At 65.6% G+C, this 18,356-nt stretch carries 21 protein-coding genes; 18 read left to right on the top strand and 3 right to left on the bottom strand.

Annotated elements, in window-relative coordinates; genetic code table 11:
* Positions 1-64: 64 nt before the first annotated feature.
* Genes VGQ44_12490 through VGQ44_12475 form a run of 4 tightly spaced genes read left to right on the top strand, consistent with a single transcriptional unit; the run spans position 65 to position 3,073 of the window.
* Positions 65-565 carry a type II secretion system protein gene (locus VGQ44_12490; GenBank protein ID HEV8447638.1) on the top strand — a complete coding sequence of 167 codons (501 nt, stop codon included), beginning with the start codon at positions 65-67 and terminating at the stop codon, positions 563-565.
* Entirely contained in the window at positions 520-945 is a 426-nt protein-coding gene (locus VGQ44_12485; protein ID HEV8447637.1) for a prepilin-type N-terminal cleavage/methylation domain-containing protein, read from the top strand. Before VGQ44_12490 ends, VGQ44_12485 begins: the two co-directional genes overlap by 46 nt.
* The gene (locus tag VGQ44_12480) at positions 936-1,880 is read left to right on the top strand and encodes a prepilin-type N-terminal cleavage/methylation domain-containing protein (GenBank protein HEV8447636.1); all 945 of its coding nucleotides are present in this window, start codon (positions 936-938) and stop codon (positions 1,878-1,880) included. The genes VGQ44_12485 and VGQ44_12480 overlap by 10 nt, the downstream gene beginning before the upstream one ends.
* 14 nt (positions 1,881-1,894) lie before the next feature.
* Positions 1,895-3,073, top strand: a complete 1,179-nt coding sequence (locus VGQ44_12475) for a hypothetical protein (GenBank protein HEV8447635.1) — start codon at positions 1,895-1,897, stop codon at positions 3,071-3,073.
* Positions 3,074-3,095: 22 nt separating this feature from the next.
* On the opposite strand, the gene VGQ44_12470 is transcribed toward VGQ44_12475, so the two are convergent.
* Positions 3,096-5,546: a zinc-dependent metalloprotease gene (locus VGQ44_12470; GenBank protein ID HEV8447634.1), complete on the bottom strand. Its 2,451-nt coding sequence runs from the start codon at positions 5,544-5,546 to the stop codon at positions 3,096-3,098.
* Between VGQ44_12470 and VGQ44_12465 the strand changes: the two genes are divergently transcribed.
* Positions 5,515-6,216, top strand: a complete 702-nt coding sequence (locus tag VGQ44_12465) for a hypothetical protein (GenBank protein HEV8447633.1) — start codon at positions 5,515-5,517, stop codon at positions 6,214-6,216. The genes VGQ44_12470 and VGQ44_12465 overlap by 32 nt on opposite strands.
* Before the next feature lie 27 nt (positions 6,217-6,243).
* Here VGQ44_12465 and VGQ44_12460 read toward each other — a convergent pair whose 3' ends face one another.
* On the bottom strand, positions 6,244-8,052 hold the full coding sequence (locus VGQ44_12460; protein ID HEV8447632.1) for a PDZ domain-containing protein: 1,809 nt from the start codon (positions 8,050-8,052) through the stop codon (positions 6,244-6,246).
* A 209-nt stretch (positions 8,053-8,261) separates the two neighbouring features.
* Here VGQ44_12460 and VGQ44_12455 point away from each other — a divergent pair, with 209 nt between their 5' ends.
* From VGQ44_12455 to VGQ44_12410, 10 genes are all read left to right on the top strand, one after another.
* A complete protein-coding gene (locus tag VGQ44_12455; protein HEV8447631.1) occupies positions 8,262-9,947 on the top strand; it encodes an amidohydrolase in 1,686 nt (561 codons plus the stop codon).
* 34 nt (positions 9,948-9,981) lie between these two features.
* On the top strand, positions 9,982-10,437 hold the full coding sequence (locus tag VGQ44_12450) for a hypothetical protein (protein HEV8447630.1): 456 nt from the start codon (positions 9,982-9,984) through the stop codon (positions 10,435-10,437).
* A 39-nt stretch (positions 10,438-10,476) separates the two neighbouring features.
* Positions 10,477-11,547, top strand: a complete 1,071-nt coding sequence (locus VGQ44_12445) for a M42 family metallopeptidase (protein ID HEV8447629.1) — start codon at positions 10,477-10,479, stop codon at positions 11,545-11,547.
* A 27-nt stretch (positions 11,548-11,574) separates the two neighbouring features.
* Positions 11,575-12,492: a histone deacetylase gene (locus VGQ44_12440; GenBank protein HEV8447628.1), complete on the top strand. Its 918-nt coding sequence runs from the start codon at positions 11,575-11,577 to the stop codon at positions 12,490-12,492.
* A 67-nt stretch (positions 12,493-12,559) separates the two neighbouring features.
* A complete protein-coding gene (locus VGQ44_12435; protein HEV8447627.1) occupies positions 12,560-13,387 on the top strand; it encodes an alpha/beta hydrolase in 828 nt (275 codons plus the stop codon).
* 43 nt (positions 13,388-13,430) lie between these two features.
* A complete protein-coding gene (locus VGQ44_12430; GenBank protein ID HEV8447626.1) occupies positions 13,431-13,883 on the top strand; it encodes a hypothetical protein in 453 nt (150 codons plus the stop codon).
* Between the two features lie 5 nt (positions 13,884-13,888).
* A complete protein-coding gene (gene nth / locus VGQ44_12425) occupies positions 13,889-14,554 on the top strand; it encodes an endonuclease III (GenBank protein ID HEV8447625.1) in 666 nt (221 codons plus the stop codon).
* A 16-nt stretch (positions 14,555-14,570) separates the two neighbouring features.
* The gene (locus tag VGQ44_12420) at positions 14,571-15,053 is read left to right on the top strand and encodes a hypothetical protein (GenBank protein HEV8447624.1); all 483 of its coding nucleotides are present in this window, start codon (positions 14,571-14,573) and stop codon (positions 15,051-15,053) included.
* Between the two features lie 13 nt (positions 15,054-15,066).
* Positions 15,067-15,528 (top strand): peptidylprolyl isomerase, encoded by a 462-nt coding sequence (locus tag VGQ44_12415; protein HEV8447623.1) that lies wholly within the window; start codon positions 15,067-15,069, stop codon positions 15,526-15,528.
* Positions 15,529-15,552: 24 nt separating this feature from the next.
* The gene (locus VGQ44_12410) at positions 15,553-15,732 is read left to right on the top strand and encodes a hypothetical protein (protein HEV8447622.1); all 180 of its coding nucleotides are present in this window, start codon (positions 15,553-15,555) and stop codon (positions 15,730-15,732) included.
* Positions 15,733-15,768: 36 nt separating this feature from the next.
* On the opposite strand, the gene VGQ44_12405 is transcribed toward VGQ44_12410, so the two are convergent.
* Positions 15,769-16,578, bottom strand: a complete 810-nt coding sequence (locus VGQ44_12405; protein ID HEV8447621.1) for an AAA family ATPase — start codon at positions 16,576-16,578, stop codon at positions 15,769-15,771.
* 157 nt (positions 16,579-16,735) lie between these two features.
* Here VGQ44_12405 and VGQ44_12400 point away from each other — a divergent pair, with 157 nt between their 5' ends.
* The 3 genes from VGQ44_12400 to VGQ44_12390 form a co-directional block, all read left to right on the top strand.
* Positions 16,736-17,350: an HD domain-containing protein gene (locus VGQ44_12400; GenBank protein ID HEV8447620.1), complete on the top strand. Its 615-nt coding sequence runs from the start codon at positions 16,736-16,738 to the stop codon at positions 17,348-17,350.
* Between the two features lie 117 nt (positions 17,351-17,467).
* Entirely contained in the window at positions 17,468-18,058 is a 591-nt protein-coding gene (locus VGQ44_12395; protein ID HEV8447619.1) for a sigma-70 family RNA polymerase sigma factor, read from the top strand.
* The coding region (locus VGQ44_12390) for a hypothetical protein (protein ID HEV8447618.1) at positions 18,055-18,356 on the top strand (302 nt) is incomplete at its 3' end. The genes VGQ44_12395 and VGQ44_12390, both read left to right, overlap by 4 nt.

Genomic DNA, 18,356 nt, shown 5'->3' with positions numbered 1-18,356 from the left:
CCACTGAGTGTGGTCGGGCTGCGTCGAGGCGGCCTATCTCGTTTTCGCACCCGAGCATCCCAGAATGACATCGTTTGCCACTTACACGCGCGTGCGCGACGGCCTGCGATCTCGCCGAGGCTTCAGCCTCATCGAGACGATGGTCGTGCTGGTCATCATGGGCATCGCGATGGCGATCTCGATGCCCAAGTTCGCCGGCATGCGCGATCGCGTGGCCGTGCGCTCGGCGAAGCAGCAGTTCACCAGCTACCTCGCCACGGCGCGGGCCGCCGCGATCCGCCAGTCGCAGTCAGGACACTTCCACGCGAACAACAACACCATCTGGTCTTCGGTCAACCAGCCCGACGGCACGGTGGCCAACGTCTCGAAGGCGGTATCGCTGATGACGGCGCGCGGGGTGGCCGTCACCCTCGGCGGGTCTGCGCCGAGCCAGGACTCGATCGTGTTCGATTCGCGAGGTATGGGCACCACCGTCGCTCACACCTACGTCTTCACTCGAAACGGCTTCAAGGATTCCGTATGCGTCACTCGACTCGGTCTCATCGCGCGACGGTGCGGTCAGTAAGCCGACGGGCGCCGGCGAAGCTCGGACCGCGCGCTCGTGAGGGCTTCACCCTGCCGGAGCTGATGATCGCGATCATCGTGATCACGGTCGGCTTGCTGTCGCTCGCCGGCGGCGCGGTAGGCGTCCTGCGGCAGATGCGCTGGGGCAATCAATCGGCGATCGCCGCCATCGTGGCCACGCAGCGCATGGAAACCATCCGCAGCCAGGGCTGCAACGTGATCGGCACCGGCGGCACGGCGACCACGCGAGGCATGCCGGAGAAATGGGTAATCACGCAGATCAACGGAAAAGGCTCGGCCGTGGTCGAGTCGGTGACCTACGTGCCGCGCGCGGGACTCACGCGGTACGTCGAGATGCGATCGGTGGTGCCATGCGCATGACATATCGAGCGGTGAATTCCAGTCGGGCGGCGCGCTCGCGCAGCGGTTTCACGATGGCGGAAACACTCGTCGTGCTCGTGCTGCTCGCGATCGTGGGCGGCTCGCTGATGAACGTGCTGACCAAGCAGCAGCAGTTCTACAGCGGCACCAGCGACTTGATTCAGATGCGCACGCAGCTCCGCCAGGCGGAAGCGATTCTCAGCGGCGACCTTCGCGGCATCTCGAGCTCGGGCGGCGACATCACGACCATGACCGACTCGTCGATCGACTTCAACTATACGATCGGTACGTCGGTCATCTGCGCGTCACCTGGCGGCCCCTCGATCATCATCCCGCAGACCGGCACGCTCACGAACGGCAATACGCTCACCTCGTGGATCACCTTGCCGGGCGCCGGCGATCAGGTAGCCGTTTTCGACGAAAATGATACGACGACGAAGGCGACCGACGACGCCTGGCGGCAGTACACCGTGAGCGCGACCCCAAGTCTCAACACGGGGAACTGCGACGCCGCGTTCAACTCGCCGAGCGGCATCACGCTCGCCCTTTCAAGTAGCCTCAAGTCCACGATCCTCGAGGGCGCGCCGATTCACTTCCTACGCACGGCGCACTACAGCCTCCACCAGTTCTCGGATGGCCTGTGGTACCTCGGGTACTGCAGCCCCGCAACTTCCACGTGTGGCGCGGGGATCGCGATCAACCCGATCGCCGGTCCGTTCCGATCATATGCGCCGTCATCGACCCCGGACACGAGCGGAATCCGGATGACGTACTACGACTCCACCGGCACGGTCACGGCGACGGCGTCGCAGGTGGCGCGGATCGACATCACGATTCGCGGACAAACGACGGGGTATGTCCACATCCAGGGCATGACCAAGGGCGTGTACCACGATTCGCTGTCCACGAGCATCGCCCTTCGCAACAGAAGCTGACCAGGAGCCTGACGATGAATAGAAGCCGACGTTTGCGATTTTCGTCCCGTAAGGGGCTTGCACTGCCGATGGCGATCGGAGCGATCGTGTTGATCGGCATGATCCTCGCCGGCGTGTTCTTCACCGCGACGCAGGAGAATCGCGTCGGGCGGAACACGATCACGCAGGAACGTGCGTTTCGTGCGGCGGAGTATGGGCTGAACAACGCCTACGCGAACTGGAACAACTCGACGATGAGCAAGTTGGCGACGGGCGCCGTCGCGACGATCGGCGACAAGCAGCCTTCACGCGGCTTCGCCGACACCGTAAGAGTCACCCATTTGAACACCAACACGTACCTGCTGGTCTCGACTGGATACGCCGGCTCGGGCAGCACGCAGGCGCTCCACCGGACGAGCAACGTGATGCGCTTGAATTTCCCGCAGATCAACGTGCTGGCCGCGCTGACGCTGCGAGGCGCCTTGAAGCTCGGCGGTAGCTCGTTCATCGACGGCCGCGACACGCCGCCCACAGGTTGGACCGACTGCGGCCCCACGACCTCCGAGCAGCCCGGCATCGCGGCGACGAGGGGCGACAGCGGCACGATCAGCCTCTCCGGCTGCAAGAACTTCACGTGCGTCGAAGGAAACCCTGACGTCCAGGTAAATCCGGCCGCCGGTAACGACAGCACGTACTTCGACTACGGCAACGGAATCACCTGGGCGACGCTGACGGCCGCGGCGACGATCAGCATGCCGGCATCGGCCGTCGGCAGCACGCCAAATCCGTCGCTCACGGGCGGCGGCGGCTGCAATACGCTCGACAGAATGAACTGGGGCGACCCGATTCGGAACACGCCGGCCGGCCCGTGCGAAACGTACTTCCCGATCGTCTATATCTCCGACACCACGGGGAACACGCACATCACCGGCGGAGTGGGTCAGGGCGTACTCCTCGTCGACGGCGACCTTCAGGTCGAAGGCGGCTTCCAGTGGTACGGACCGGTCATCGTCAAAGGCCACCTCACCACGCAGGGTACGGGCGGTCACTTCAACGGCGCCGTGATGGCCGCCGACGTCGACCTCGAGCTCAACAACCTGCTGGGTAACGCGCTCGTCACCTACTCGTCGTGCGCGATCGCCGACGCGATGATCGGCGCCGGGATTCCGACCAAGCTCAAACAGCGCTCTTGGTCGGAGATGTACTACCACTAGCAGTTCCCTTCCCGCCTCGCGCTCAGCCGGGGTCGACCCCAAACGGATCCCCCGGCGGCGCGACGAGCGAGCGCGTGATTTTCGGCAGCTCGCCCTTCTCGATCCATCGAGTACAGTCGTTCACGATCGACAACCAGTGCGCCTTCTCGTCGTCGTCCTTCGCGGCGGCGAGCTTGCCGCGCGCGCGGTTGCGGAGATCGCCGACCTTGAACGCCGCCATCGCGCGCACTTCCGGCGCCGCGTCGGAGTCAGCCGCGAGGTAAAGCAGCTTCTCCGTCACGACGCGCTGCGTGACGCGCTGAATCGCCGCCAGCTTCGGCGTCGACGTGACGCCATTCCAGGTAGCAGCCACGAGAGCGTCGATCGTCGCCGCCAACGTGAGATGCGGCCCCGCGCCTCTCGTCGCGAACTCGACGAGACGCGCCGCCCGGTCGCGCTGCAGGATCATGTCGACGACCATCTGCGCCAACGTCTGCGCCGCGCCCAACTCGTCGAACGCGGGGCGCGTGCGGCTGCCGAACAGCTCGACGAACGGCGTCACCGCGGTGGCGTTGGGCGACATCAGCGAAAGCACCGTATCGGGAATCGCGAGCTCCTCCGGTCTCAGCGCGGCGAGCATGTCGCGCAGCGCGTTCGACTGTTCCTGATAGGGAATCGGACGCGTCGCCTGCTGTCCGTCGCCGCGCACGGCGTTCGAGTACTCCATTCCGCCGATCGTCTTCGAGAGCGCGTTCAGCGCGAAGCGGTGCATGAAGTACAGCGCGGCGAAGCGTTCCTGGAGGAGATTGATCGGCTCGCCGGCGCGAATGTTCCGGTCGCCGAACCTCGCCATCGCCACGCGACGCACGGACGTCTCCGCCTTCATGAAGTCGAACGCCGACGACGCATCGTCCCACAGATTCACTCGCGGGTCCGAACCGTATTCCGGGCGTGCGTCGGCGTCCGAGAGAAACAGATAGCCGCGCCGCAACCCGTCGGCGACGATCGCGCGCAACGAATCGCGCTCGCTGGCCGCGGGAAACACGCCGTATCCCCAGTGAATTGCCCAAATGTCATATGCGCCGGGTCCCACGGCGTACGCCTGCGAGAGATCGATGCGGCCGCTCGCGTCGAGCCGTACCCGCGGCGGCGGATAGTCCATCACCGACGCGCGCTCGTATGTCGACGCGATGTAGTTGTGCTCGAGCCCCAGCGTGTGCCCAACCTCGTGCGCGCTCACCTGGCGGACGCGCGCCAGCACGAACGCCGTGTCCGCCGGCGACGCGTCGGCACCCATCAGCGCCGCGTAGAGGTTGTAGTCCGTGCGCGCGCGGTGCGAGTCGAGCCGCGCCATTCCCTTGATCATTTCGCCGGTGCGCGGATCGGTGAGCGCGCCGCCCACGGACCATCCGCGCTCGTTGCGATTCTCCCACTGCACGACGTTGTAACGCGAGTCCATGGGGTCGACGCCTTCGGGCAGCAACTCGACCTTGAACCCGCCCACGAGACCCGCGCGGTCGAACGCCTGCTCCCACCACTTCACGCCCTCGAGCGTCGCCGAGCGAATCGGCTCGGGAATTCCCCGGTCGACGTAGTAGCGAATCGGCTCTTTGATCGGCGAGCGCGGATCGTTCGGATCGACGCGTTGCAAGCGATGTCGTGAGGCGAGCGTCACGGAGAGCGACTGTTGGATCGGCCGCGCGTAGTCCTTGTACGTCACGCCAAAGAACCCGACGCGGGGATCCCGCTCGCGCGTCCGGAATCCGGCATCGGGAAGCTTCACGAAACTGAGATGCTGCCGCACCGTGAACGCTCGGCCGTCCGGCACGATCGCTTCGACGACGGGTCCGGGACGGGCGGTCGCGGTGAACGTGAGCGACGCGTCGATCTCGGTGTTGTCGGGAAATGCCTTGGTGTCCGCGCGATAGACGCCCGATCGGTCACGAGCGACGGTGTACGCGCCCTGCTGAGTCTGGGCCAGCGTTCGCGCGACGTCGTTCCAGTCTCGGAGCGCGACGTCCGTCGCGTCCACCAGCAGTCGTCCACTCTCCTCCGCCAACAACGGCATCGACGCCACCGTGCTCGGCGGGAACGCCTCGGCGATTGCCCGTAGATGGTCCGGGTTCGTGGGAGCGCCGCGGTACGACCAGTTCTCCAGGACGAGAAGGACGCGGTCGCCATCGTGGTCGAACCGGGCGACGTGTGTCTCTCCACTGGCGCCTCGATCGATCCCGATTGGGTTCGAGCCGAGACCCGTCGCCTGCGAGACGAGCAGGAGCGCACGCGTCGAGTCACGAGGAATTTCCAGCAGGATTCGACCCTGGTGCCGATCCAGATAGATTGGAAGGAACCCGTCGAGCCGTTCCATGCCGGCCGTGCGTCCCGAAATGCTCGAGGTAGGTGCGGGCGCGCTTGGAACTTGCGCCAGCACCGGCAGGTACGCGGTAGTAACCAAGGAAACGATGCCCGCGACCGCGGATTTGATGATGGTCATGAAAGAATTGAGGGTCGAAAAAGTGTCCCGAGCTCTCGTGCGCTGGGATAGAATATGGTCCGGCGCCCTTGTCGTCATCGTCGCGGCGGGGGGCTGCATTCACAGCGGTCCGCACCTGTATGGGCAGTACAACGACCTCGCGCCAAAGGTCGCGCCCACCGCGGGCGAACGCACGCCACGCCACCTGACCGTCCAACTCGCGAAGCCCGCGAACGTCGCGGTCTTTCTCGTGGTCCCGGGTCGCGGCAGCAGGTTGCTCTTCCCGCAGGACTCGCTGCAGAGCCAGTACGTCGAGGCAGGATCGCATCTCGTGGAAACGGCAGCCGCGGCGAATGCGCTCAGCGACACGTCGCGCCTGACTCGTTTGCCCCCCGGTACGACGCCGCCGAGCCAGCCCCCGCAGGGACAAGGACAGGGCAGAATCGGCCGGCAATCCGGGTTTGCGCGCGACACGACGCTGGGCATGGGCATTGGGTTCAACCAGCGCGGCTATCTGCTGATCTATGCTTCGCAGCAGCCGCTCAACTATTCCCTGCTCACGACGCGAGTCGCCGGGATCTCGATCCCGATCGACGACGACGACGCGCTGAACACCGTGTGGAAGCTGATCCGCAGCGTCTCGCAGACGTCGGGACCTTGGGCGGCATCGGCGTCCGAATTCCCGCCCTGATCGACGCGACGTCGTCGCGATCTGTCGTTAGCCGGTAGTGCCTTTCAGAATCCCGTTTCGGATTCTGACCGCCTTTGGCCCCGCGCCCGGATCGCGTTCCACCATGAGATCCCCGGGGCCGAAGCGCAGTTTCCCGGGGAGCGTGATCGTCTCCGATCCGCGCCGCACTTTGATCGGAAGCGGCGACCCTTCGACCGACGCCCCGAATTTGGCTCGCAGCCGTGCGCCGAACTGCGCGTCCTGTACGGCGACGTCACCCACGGTCAGGAGATAGTCGCCGGCTCGCACGCCGGCCGCCGCCGCCGCGCTCCCTTCCTGCACCTGCGACACGACGACGCCATTCGAATCGAGCGAGGTCATTACCCCGAGGCGAGGCACCATCGCCGCCTTTGCCCGCAGGCCGGCAAGTGGGAAGATGCTGTCGATCGGAAACGGCGCGCGGCCATCGATGTACTTGGCGCTGAACGCGGCGAACGATTTGCCGCCGGCGGCTGCGCTGACCGCCGACCACCAGTCCGACGCCGTGAAACCGCGGCTGTGCTTGTAATCGGACTGGTACAACCCGCGCATGACGTCGTCGAGCGAGTGCGCGTTGTCGCTCCCGTCGCGGATCATGATGTCGAGCAGAAGTCCGGCGAGCGAGCCTTTCGGATAGTAGATGAATTCGGTGCCGTCCACCGGATGGATCCACGCGTTGAGTGACGCGTCCTCGAGCGACACGGCCCCCCACCCCACCTCTGCGACTTCGTTCAGTTTGCCGGCCGTGAGCGAGTAGAACCCTTTCTCATCCACGAGACCGCCGCGCAGCTCGGCGAGATCGGCGTAGTAGTCGGTGATCCCCTCGGAGACCCAGAGCCAGGGCGTCGGTTGCGGGCGCGAATAGTCGTACGGCCACATCTCGGCGGGACGGAGCCGCTTCACGTTCCACGAATGGAAGATCTCGTGCGCGTAGAGCGACGGCTGAAACTCTCCGCCGAGGTACGCGGGTCCGAAGATGTCGACGTGCGAATTCTGGTGTTCCAGTCCGCTCGCGCCGCCGTACGTCGAGTCCGCGATTTCCATGACGGTGTAGCTCTGCCACGGAACTTCGCCGAACACCGCGGCCTCCGGCGGAATCACGTGCTTGAGCTGGTCCCAGACGACGATCCGCTGCGCGCCGGTCACGGCTCCCACCGGATAGCTCGCGAACCGCACCCACCGGTCGAGGATGCGCGTGCTGTCCAAGTCGAATCGGCCGACGAAGAACGGCATGTCCACGAGGTCGTGATAGTTGCTCGCCGTGTACATGCCGCGCGTCGGTCCCGGCGTCATCGCGCTCACCGAGCGCCAGTCGCTCTCCGTGTGGACCGCCACCGTCGCCGGGAAGTCGGACGGTTGTCCCTCGGGGTACAAGAAGAGATTGGTGCCGTTGAAGAGCAGAAAATCGGGCTTCGCCCAGGACATCGCGTTGTCCAGGGAGTCGGCCCGATAGCGAAAGCTCACGCGGATCGATTTCGCGCCGGCCGGGCGGATGCGCCACTTTTCGAAGTCGAGTTTGTCCCATGAGAGCGGCGCGCCGTCGCCGGTCGCCTCGAAGGCCCCGAGCCAGCGTGCGTAGTTGCTGATCTCGTACGCGCCGGGAGTCCACGAGGGGAGCGACAAGACCACGTTCGACGTTCCCGACGTCATGAACGTCATGGAGACGTCCACCACCCGGTACTGAGCGTTGGCGCGCATGAACGTGACGTCGTACCGCACGTCGCGGATCGGCGCCGACACGCTGTCGCTGCGAGATTGGGGAACGACGACCTGCGCGGTCAGAACCGAGGGGACCAGCGCGAGCCAGAAGAGTTTCATCGTGTGGATGCTTGGCACATAGCGCACCAAAATTCGCCCATGTGCGGCGTCATGTCACGGCCGCGGCGCGCTTTGGGAGAACTCATACACTCTCCCTACACTCCCCCCGCCCCCAACATAGGGTTGGGCACCTTTCGCCGCGCTGACATACATTCCCCGACAAATTGTCCCCATACCTTTTTGACCCAGGATCATTGGAAATGATCGTCGTGCGACGTCTCGCTGCGACTGTGCTGGCGGTCACCAGCGTGTGCGGTGCCGCGAGCGCGCCGGCCCAGCGCCAGGCACCCGCGCCGGCCGATCTCATTCTCGTCAATACAAAGATCTACACCGTCGACGACTCGCATCCATTCGTTGAGGCGATGGCCGTCCGCGGCGGACGCGTCGCGTTCGTCGGCTCGACGCGAGAGGCGCTCCTTCTTCGCGGCCCGTCCACTCAGGTGTTGGACCTCGCCGGGCGCACGGTGATCCCGGGTATGGTGGACGCACACGCCCACCTGTTCGAGCTGGGGACCTTCCTCCGCGACATCGATCTCACGGACACGCGATCGTTCGACGCGATAGTGACCAGGGTCGCCGGCCGCGTGAAGGACCTCCCGGCGGGGCGCTGGGTGATCGGGCGAGGGTGGGACCAGAACAAGTGGGGCGACACTCGCTTTCCCACTCACGACGCGCTCTCACGCGTCACCCCGAACAACCCGGTCGTTCTCGGACGGATCGACGGACATGCGATTCTCGCCAACGCGGCCGCCATGAAGGCCGCCGGCGTGACTGCCGCCACACGCGAGCCGGCCGGCGGCCGCATCGAGCGCACGCCCTCGGGCGAACCGACCGGGGTGTTCGTCGACAACGCCATGTCGCTCGTCGAACGCGTCGTTCCGCCACTGTCGCACGACGAGATGCGATCGGCGACGCTCGCCGCGATCGCCGAATCCAACCGGTGGGGGCTGGTCGGCCTTCACGATCCGGGTGAGCCGGAAAAAGTCCTCGACGTGTTCGAAGAGCTCGCCAAAGACGGCAAGTTCAATCTCCGCGTGTATGGAATGATTTCCGACGACAGTGCAGCGATCGAGCACTACTTCCAGAAGGGGCCGCAGAGCGGCCTCTACGACAACCATCTTTGGATCCGCGCCATCAAGCTCTACGCTGACGGCGCGCTCGGCTCACGCGGCGCCGCGCTGCTCGACCCCTACGCCGACGACCCGAAAAACGTCGGGCTGCTCAAGTCGACCCCCGAGCATCTGCGCGACGTCTCCATCCGCGCGCTTCAGCACGGATTCCAGGTGGCGACTCACGCGATCGGCGACCGCGGGAACCGTGTGGCGCTCGACGCGTATCAGGCGGCGCTCGAGAAAGTGCCGACCGTGGACCACCGTTTCCGGATCGAGCATGTCCAGATCCTCGACCACGCCGACGTGCCCCGCTTTGCGCAGCTGGGGGTCATTCCCTCGATGCAAGCGGTCCATCAGACGAGCGACATGTACTGGGCCGCGACCCGTGTCGGGCCTTCGCACGTGCTCGGGGCGTACGCCTGGCGATCGCTTCTTCAGACGGGGGTGATCATCCCGAACGGAAGCGACTTTCCGGTCGAGCGGGTGAACCCGCTGTATTCGTTCCACGCCGCCGTGTCTCGCCAGGACGAGCACGACTGGCCGCCCGGCGGGTGGTATCCGGAGCAGCGGATGACCCGCGACGAAGCTCTCAAGTCGATGACGATCTGGCCGGCGTACGCCGCGTTTCAAGAACAGCTCATGGGGTCGCTCGCGCCCGGCAAGCTGGCCGATTTCGACGTCCTGGACCGGGACATCATGGTCGTGCCGGCGTCCGAAATACTCGGAACTCAAGTGCTCGCGACGTATATTGGAGGACGAGCGGTGTACGAACGCGGCCGGTAGGGTGCCGCCCGCGGTTTCCCAGCCTGTGCGAGAAATGGTACCACCCATTGCCGAGCTTGGCCCTCCGGCCGAGGCGGTCAGCGAACGGTTTGCTTGGTTGTCTCCGGACAGGCTCACGCGCGTACGCGCCGTCCTGCTCGGACTGACGCTGTTTTTCGGGCTCGCCGTGTACGTGTTTCACACGATCGGCGTCGCGCACCTGGCGCAGCCCACACTGGTCCGCAAGCTGCGCGGACTCGGCGTGCTGACGTGGCTGTACGCGCTCGTTCAGATGGTTGATTTAAGGTTCTATAACAGCCGCTGGGCGCAGCGCCGGCGCGCGACGATGGGCATTCCGGACAGCCTGCACGGCTGGCTGCTCGGCCAGATGGTGGCGTGGTTCGGCATTCTGTACTACGGCCTGACGGAAGACGTCCGCTGGTACGTTGCGGGGCTGGTCATCTTTGGCCTGAGCTTTTTCGCGTTTCCGATTCGCCGGCGCTCGATGTAGGGGCGCTCGAGCCCTTCGCCGCTCTCGTCCCCACCCGACATGCTCAGCACGTCCTCGCTCGCCTTTCTCAAGCGGCTGCTCGACACGCCCGCTCCGTCCGGGTTCGAGGGTCCGGCAGCCCGCGTCTGGCGAGAGGAGGCGAGCTCGTTCGCCGACAAGGTGACGAGCGACGTCAGCGGCAACAGCATGGCGGAGGTGAATCCCGACGGCTCGCCGACGATCCTGCTCGACGGGCACATCGACGAGATCGGCGTCATCGTGCAGTACATCGACGACGACGGGTACGTGTACTTCTCGCCGATCGGCGGGTGGGATCCGCAGGTGCTCGTCGGACAGCGCATCCGGTTTCTCGGTCGCGGCGGTGACGTGCTCGGCGTCGTCGGCCGAAAGCCGATCCACCTGATCAAAGTGGCCGATCGCGAGCACGCCGCGAAGCTGGGCGATCTCTGGATCGACATCGGCGCCTCGAGCCGCGCCGAAGCCGAGGGACGCTTGAGCGTCGGTGACCCGGGCGTCATCGACTCGAAGGCCGTCGACTTCCCGAACAACCGTATCGTGTCGCGCTCGATCGACGACCGCATCGGCGCGTTCGTCGTCCTCGAGGCGCTCCGGCGCTACGCACAGCGGCCGGGCACGGCGCGCGTCGTCGCGGCGGCGACCACGCAGGAGGAGATCGCCTACCACGGCGGCGGCGCTCTCGTGTGCACCAACTGCATCAATCCGCAGCTGGCCATCGTCGTCGACGTCACCTTCGCCACGGATCATCCGAGTATGGAGAAGAAGGAGATCGGCGATCACCGCATCGGCGGCGGCCCGGTCATCTCCCGCGGCTCGATCATCTCCCCGGTCGTTTTCGACCTGCTGCGCACGACCGCCGAGCGCAATCAGATCAAGTACACCGTCCACGCGGCGGGACGCGAAACGTCCACCAACGCCGACGCGATCCACATCGCGCGCGAAGGCGTCGCGACGGCGCTCGTGTCCGTGCCGAACCGGTACATGCACTCGCCGAACGAGCTCGTGAGCCTCGAGGACGTCGACAAGACCGCGAGCCTCCTCGCCGAGACGTGCCGCGAAGTGTCCGCCAAGATGGACTTCGCCGCGCGCTGACGCGACGAAACCGGGACCTGCGGCGGCGTGCACGTCTGGTCGAGCGCGAGGTACACGTTTCCGCTGCCGAGCGGGCATCGGTTTCCCATCGCGAAGTACGCGCTGCTCCGCCAGCGCGTGATCGACGAGGAGATCGTTTCCGCTGAGCACGTCCACGATCCGACTCCGTCGACGCGCGACGAGCTGCTGCTCGTGCACACGCCGGACTATGTGGACCGCTTCACGTCCGGCGCGCTCACCCGTGACGAGGAGCGCCGACTCGGGTTCCCGTGGTCACAGGCGCTCGTCGAGCGGTCGTACCGCGCGGCCGGCGGCACGCTCGACGCGGCCGTTCGCGCGCTCGACGACGGGATCGCCATGAATCTCGCGGGCGGCACACACCACGCGTTTCCGTCGCACGGCGAAGGCTTCTGCGTGTTCAACGACGTCGCGGTCGCCGTTCGCGTGCTGCAACGCGACGGTCGCATCGCCCGCGCCGCGATCGTCGACCTCGACGTGCACCAAGGCAACGGCACGAACGCCGTGTTCACCGGCGACGACCGCGTCTTCACCTTCAGCATGCACGGCCGCAAGAACTATCCGTTCCACAAGGTCCCCGGCTCGCTCGACGTCGAGTTGGATGACCGCATCGGCGACGACGAATACCTCGAGTCGCTGGCGAACGTGCTGCCGCGAGTGCTGAACGCGGCGAGACCCGACGTGGTCGTGTACCTCGCGGGCGCCGATCCGTACGTCGGCGATCGACTCGGCCGGCTCGCGCTCTCGTTCGACGGACTCGCTCGGCGCGACGCGTTCGTGCTTGGCCAGTGCCGCGAGGTCGGACTGCCGGTCGTCGTCACGATCGCGGGCGGCTACGCCGAGCCGATCGCGGACACGGTGGCAATTCACGCGACGACGGCGCGCATCGCCGCGTCGTTTGCACAATCGCCGGCAAGACAACCGTAACCCGGCTGGTCGACGCATGGCTCCGATTCCGCCGCCGCGAACGTCCGGATTCACGACGAGGACTTCCGTGCCGCTCTACTGGGCCGAGTACGGTCGGCCCGATGCGACGCCGCTTCTCGTCGTGCACGGGGGCCCCGGGGCGCACCACGATTATCTGTTACCGCAGTTGCTCGCGCTCGCCGAGGACTATCGCCTGATTTTTTACGACCAGCGGGGCGGCGGTCGCTCGAAAACGACGGACCGCAGCGCGATCACGTGGCGGACGCACGTCGCCGACCTCGACGCCTTCATTCAAGAGATGTCGCTCGATCCCGCGACGCTCGTCGGCTATTCGTGGGGCGGGCTCCTCTCGATGCTCTTCGCCATCGAATCCGCGGCCGGGCGGACGACGAGCCATCTCGCGAGGCTCGTGCTCCTCGACCCGGCTCCCGTCAACCGAAGGTACCGCGGCCAATTCGAGGCCGAGTTCGCGCGCCGGCAGAACAGCGAGACGGTGGCCAAGCTGCGCGCCGAGCTGTCGGCGAGCGGGCTGCGCGAATCGAATCCGGAAGCGTTTCGACAGCGATCGTTCGAGTTGAGCGTCGCGGGCTACTTCGCCGATCCGTCGGCCGCGCACGACCTCACGCCCTTCCGCGTCATGGCTCGCATCCAGGATTCGGTTTGGGAGAGCCTCGGCGACTACGACCTGACACGCCCAGGGTTGTTGGATTCTGTAACGGTACCGACGCTGGTGGTGCACGGCCGCGAGGACCCCATCCCGCTGGCATCGTCCGAGACGATCGCGCGAACGCTCCATGCCCCCCTGGTCACCATCGACGGCGCGGGACACGTTCCATATGTTGAACGACCCGCCGAAATGTTCGCCGCGATTCGATCCTTCCTGTCTTCGCGGTAAGTCTTCCCGAGCGTCACCGCGCGCCATCCCTCCCTCAGTTTGCATGCCGGCCGATCCGAACAACCAGCCGTTCATCGGAACGATCGAGACGTCGGGACGACGCTATCAGGTGACCTGTCGCGTCGGCTTCGACGGCGTCGAGTACGTGGGACGCCTCTGGTTTTCGGAAGAGGAGTGGGAAGACGCCGGGCTTCCCGATCGCGGCGCGATTCCCGGCAAGAGCCGCGAGGACGTGTTGTCGCAGGCGCGCGAGCTCTCTGACGAACAGCTCTTGTTGCGGTATCGTCGCGCCCTCTCCGACAAGCGCCGCTATCTCAAGCTCCGCCGCGACACCGACGAGATCCTCACGAAGATCCGCTATCTGAACCAGATCGCGACCTCGGTGCGCAACGGCTTGCTCGACGAGGAAGGCGCCAACCAGGAGATCGATCTCACGGAGCATCAGTTGCACCAGTGCATCCAGCGCCTGCGCGACGACGCCGGTCTGGAAGGCTGATCCGAATGCCCGCCGCCGCCAAACGCCGACGCGCACGGAGTGCGACACCCGAACGCGCGCGCGAGATCTACGACCGTCTCACCGCGCACTATCCCGACGCGCACTGCGCCCTCGACTTCAAGTCGCCGTTCCAGCTGCTCATCGCGACGATCCTGAGCGCCCAGTGCACCGACAAGCGGGTGAACATGGTCACGCCGGCGCTGTTCAAGCGCTACAAGACGCCGGCCGCCCTCGCCGCCGCGAAGCCCGAAGAGCTCGAGGAGATAATCAAGTCCACCGGATTCTTTCGGAACAAGACCAAGAGCCTGCTCGGCATGTCGGACGCCGTCGCCGAGCGACACGGCGGGAAAGTCCCGGACACGATGGAAGATCTGGTGAAGCTGCCCGGCGTGGGACGAAAAACGGCGAACGTCGTCCTGGGGAATGCGTACGATAAAAACGAAGGCGTGGTCGTCGACACGCACGTCGGGCGCGTAAGCAAACGACTGGGTCTCACGCGACAGACCGACCCGGTGAAGATCGAGCAAGACCTGATGAAGCTGTTTCCGAACGACCGTTGGACGATGCTTTCCCACCTGCTGATCGAGCATGGCCGCCGCATCTGCGAGGCGCGCCGACCGAAGTGCGAGTCCTGCTTCCTCTCCGACATCTGTCCTTCCTCGACCGTCTAGAAATTCGAACTCTCACATGACTTTTCGGTCCTTGCTCCTTCTCAGCGCGGTGGGCGTGGTTGCCGCGTGCTCGTCGTCTCCGCCGCCGGAGGCCGAGATCAAACCGCAAGTCCTCGCGGAGCCGCCGGGGTCCATGCCCGTGGCCACGGGAAACTGCGCCGAGGCGCTCCGGCGTGCCGCGGAGAAACCGGACCTCGTCGTCGATCAGCTTCCCGTCCTTGTCACGGCGAAACCAAAGCCGCTGCAGAATCCGCCACGCAGCGCGCTGCGAAAGGATGGCAGCGCCGAGGTAAAGATCGACATCCTGATCGACACGTTGGGCAGGGCGGATCTGAAGACGTTCAAGGTGGTGGCGGCGTCGAGCCCGTGGCTCGCTACGAACGTGAAGAGCGTCATCGGCAAATGGACGTTCGCGCCGGCGCAGCTCGCCGGATGCAAGGTGCCGCGCATCTATCATTTCTATGCGTCGGCGCCGCCACGCACGAAATCCGGCGACTGACTAGGTTCTACGCATGTCGAAAACCGCCACTTTCGAAACGAACAAAGGCACCATCGTCGCCGAGCTGTTCGACAAGGAAGCCCCGAACACGGTCGCCAACTTCGAGAAGCTCGCCAACGACGGCTTCTATGATGGAGTGAAGTTCCACCGCGTGATCGCCGATTTCGTGGTCCAGGGCGGCGACCCGCTGTCGCGCGACCTGCCGGCGGGCGATCGCCGCATCGGCACGGGTGGACCCGGCTACAAGATCAAGTGCGAGACGGCCGGCAATCCGCACAAGCACGCAGTCGGCGCGCTGTCGATGGCGCACGCCGGCAAGGACACCGGCGGCAGCCAGTTCTTCATGGTGCTGAGTGAAGACAACACCCGTCACCTGAACGGCGTGCACACGGTCTTCGGCCAGATAAAAACCGGTCTCGACGTGATGAAGCAGATCAAACAGAACGACGTCATGAACTCCGTGCGCGTCGCCTGACGCGAACGCGCTTACTCGATCGATATGGCACACGACCACAACGACCACTCGCACGAGTCCCACACCTTCGGCGCCGACACCCGCGCCGCCTTCCTGGGCCTGATCATCGGCGCGATCGTGCTGTTCGGCATCGTCCGCACGATCATCGCGCTGACGAACGCGAAGTACGCGCGAGAAGCGCCGGCGGCGGAGTCGACGAAGTAAGCGGGCGACCGGTGGACCGGGCGACCGGTCCACCGCCTACAAATGCCGCAGAAACCTCTCCGGCGCGTTCAGAAAATCTCGCGTAATCACCACGTGGTCCAGCTCTTCGAACGGCACGGCTTCCACCGGCGTGCGGTCGAACGAGTAGATCAGGGCGCCGGGAAAGCCGAGTAGGATCGGCGAGTGCGTCGCGATGATGAACTGCGAGTCTTGCGCGACCATGTCGCTGATCATCACGATGAGCGCCAGCTGGCTTTGCGGCGAGAGAGGAGCTTCGGGCTCGTCGAGTAGGTAGAGGCCGCCCGGCACGAACCGCGACTGGAAGAGCTTGAGAAAGCTCTGGCCGTGCGAGTTGGCGTCGAGGTCGACGCCGTAGCGCCGCTCCATGTCGGCGAGCGACGCCGTGATCGGACCCTTGGCGAGCCCTTTGGCTTTCTCCGACCGTCCTGCGAACTCGACGTCGATCTCGTCGAGGCGGGCGAGCAACTCCGTGCGCTCTCGGGACAGCGCCTTGGTGAATCCGAAGAAGTCCTCGGCGCGCAGGAAGAAGCCGCGAAACGCGCGTCGGTCCCACGTCAGCTTGAGGGACTTGCCGAGGAACCACTGGGACTTGAGCGTCTCGTCCTTGTTGGCGGCGATGCTCCCGACGGTCGGGAGACTGGCGGCGACGGCGATTCCTTCCAGCAGCGTCGACTTCCCCGATCCGTTTTCGCCCACGAGGAAGGTCACCGGCCGGTCCAAACGGAGAACGGGCAGCGTGCGAATGACGGGGACGGTGTATGGGAAACGGTCCGTGGCGGCGGGGGGAATCCGACGCAGTTCGACGGAGCGGAGGTGGTGGGGCATGCCCCGGAGTCTATCGCGGAGCGAACCCGGGCTCCACGCGCTCCTCGGCCTTCGTGCACAGCCGAACATCCGCCCGGCGCCTCGACCCAAGACCGGCCGGCCCGCTCCCGCGCCTTTTTCGTCAGCCGAGCATCGCTCCGCGTGGTAATATTTACGGATGCCCGCCCTCCCCTCGCGCGACGAAGCGCTGGCGCTGATGCACGAGTACACCGCCAGCGAATCGCTGCGGAAACACATGCTCGCCGTCGAGGCCGCCATGCGAGCCTACGCCGTCCAGTACGGCGAGGACCCGGAACGGTGGGGACTGGCTGGTCTGATTCACGACTTCGACTATGAGCGATTTCCTAATGCGTCCCGCTCGCCGGACAGCGAACATCCGTCGGCCGGGGTGGGAATCCTGCGGGAACGCGGCTGGCCCGAAGACATCCTCGACGCCATTATGGGACACGCGGCGTACACAGGCACAGCCCGCGAGACGCGAATGGCGAGGACATTGTTCGCCGTCGACGAGCTCTCCGGACTGATCACGGCCACCGCGCTCGTCAAACCGACCAAGAGCGTGCACGACGTCGAGGCCAAATCGGTTTTGAAAAAGATGAAGGACAAAGCATTCGCCAAGGGCGTCAGCCGCGAGGACGTGACGTTGGGCGCGCAAGAACTGGGCGTCGACCTCGAGCAGCACACGCAATTCGTGATCGGCGCGATGCGTGGGGTCGCAGCGACGCTCGGCCTGGCTGGAGCGCCCGCGAATCCCTCCGCACCTACGGCGTGAGCCGCCGAGGAGCGGCCACGCTGACCCCGTCTTTTGAGCCTTGGGAAGTCGTCGATTGCGCGATCAACGTTCACCCGCGGCGATCCGTTAATGAGAGTGGACACCGGCCACGTCTCGATGACCGCTGCGACCACAATCGAGCTGCCGTTCGGCATGTCGCCAGGCGCTGACGCCAAGCCGGACGAGCGAGCCCTCGTCGTCGCGGCGCAACGCGGGTCGAACGATGCGTTCGCGCAGCTCGTTCGCCTGCATCAGCGTCGGGCGTACGCCGTGTGTCGCGCCATCGTGTTGACGCACGAAGACGCGGAGGACGCGGTTCAGGAGGGTTTCCTCCACGCCTTCAAGGCACTGGATCGTTTTCTTCCGGATCAACCGTTCGGCGCCTGGCTATACCGCATCATGGCCAACGCGTCGCTGGACCTGGTGCGGCGGCGGAAAGTTCGCGACGCGGACGAGCTGCCGGAAACGGTTCCCATGCCATTCCGGGACCCGGGCGAATCGGACGAGTTGCGGCGGCGTCTCAACGAGGCGCTGACCAAGCTCACCGAGCGGCAGCGGTCCGTGATCGTGTTGCATGATGTCGAGGGATTTACGCACGGAGAGATCGGCGCGATGTTGGGCATTCCGGAGGGTACAGCCCGCTCGGACCTGCATCACGCGCGTGCGGCACTGCGCCGCATGTTAAAGGACGTTCGGAGTGACTTATGAGCGACATTCGACTTTTTCCAGACGATGACGACGAGGTCGTGCGCGGGCTCCGCTCGCTGTACGCGGCCCCGAGCGGCGACGCGTATTGGAACGAGCTCGAGGCGCGCATCATGGCGCGGGTCTCCGACGTGGAGCTCGGCTGGTGGACGGAGCTCGATCGGTGGGTCCGCCCCGCGCTCGCGGCTGCGGCGGTTCTTCTCCTCGCCGCCGGCGCGGCAATGATCAGCGCGCGCCAGTCCGAGGCGGACATCGCCGCCGACAACATGCTGTCTTCACCTTCGGTTCCGGTGTCGGCCAC

It is taken from the genome of Gemmatimonadaceae bacterium (assembly GCA_036003045.1).
In the GTDB taxonomy this organism is placed as follows: domain Bacteria; phylum Gemmatimonadota; class Gemmatimonadetes; order Gemmatimonadales; family Gemmatimonadaceae; genus JAQBQB01.
The sequence above is the reverse complement of the archived record's forward strand: the minus strand, read 5'-3'. Positions and strand labels throughout refer to the sequence as shown.

Coding starts and splice junctions, on each gene's coding strand:
- VGQ44_12475 (HEV8447635.1), top strand. CDS start 1,895: ATGAATAGAAGCCGACGTTTGCGATTTTCGTCCCGTAAGGGGCTTGCA.
- VGQ44_12490 (HEV8447638.1), top strand. CDS start 65: ATGACATCGTTTGCCACTTACACGCGCGTGCGCGACGGCCTGCGATCT.
- VGQ44_12395 (HEV8447619.1), top strand. CDS start 17,468: ATGACCGCTGCGACCACAATCGAGCTGCCGTTCGGCATGTCGCCAGGC.
- nth (HEV8447625.1), top strand. CDS start 13,889: ATGCCCGCCGCCGCCAAACGCCGACGCGCACGGAGTGCGACACCCGAA.
- VGQ44_12400 (HEV8447620.1), top strand. CDS start 16,736: ATGCCCGCCCTCCCCTCGCGCGACGAAGCGCTGGCGCTGATGCACGAG.
- VGQ44_12430 (HEV8447626.1), top strand. CDS start 13,431: ATGCCGGCCGATCCGAACAACCAGCCGTTCATCGGAACGATCGAGACG.
- VGQ44_12445 (HEV8447629.1), top strand. CDS start 10,477: ATGCTCAGCACGTCCTCGCTCGCCTTTCTCAAGCGGCTGCTCGACACG.
- VGQ44_12485 (HEV8447637.1), top strand. CDS start 520: ATGCGTCACTCGACTCGGTCTCATCGCGCGACGGTGCGGTCAGTAAGC.
- VGQ44_12450 (HEV8447630.1), top strand. CDS start 9,982: ATGGTACCACCCATTGCCGAGCTTGGCCCTCCGGCCGAGGCGGTCAGC.
- VGQ44_12405 (HEV8447621.1), bottom strand. CDS start 16,578: ATGCCCCACCACCTCCGCTCCGTCGAACTGCGTCGGATTCCCCCCGCC.
- VGQ44_12415 (HEV8447623.1), top strand. CDS start 15,067: ATGTCGAAAACCGCCACTTTCGAAACGAACAAAGGCACCATCGTCGCC.
- VGQ44_12420 (HEV8447624.1), top strand. CDS start 14,571: ATGACTTTTCGGTCCTTGCTCCTTCTCAGCGCGGTGGGCGTGGTTGCC.
- VGQ44_12460 (HEV8447632.1), bottom strand. CDS start 8,052: ATGAAACTCTTCTGGCTCGCGCTGGTCCCCTCGGTTCTGACCGCGCAG.
- VGQ44_12470 (HEV8447634.1), bottom strand. CDS start 5,546: ATGACCATCATCAAATCCGCGGTCGCGGGCATCGTTTCCTTGGTTACT.
- VGQ44_12410 (HEV8447622.1), top strand. CDS start 15,553: ATGGCACACGACCACAACGACCACTCGCACGAGTCCCACACCTTCGGC.
- VGQ44_12465 (HEV8447633.1), top strand. CDS start 5,515: ATGCCCGCGACCGCGGATTTGATGATGGTCATGAAAGAATTGAGGGTC.
- VGQ44_12480 (HEV8447636.1), top strand. CDS start 936: ATGCGCATGACATATCGAGCGGTGAATTCCAGTCGGGCGGCGCGCTCG.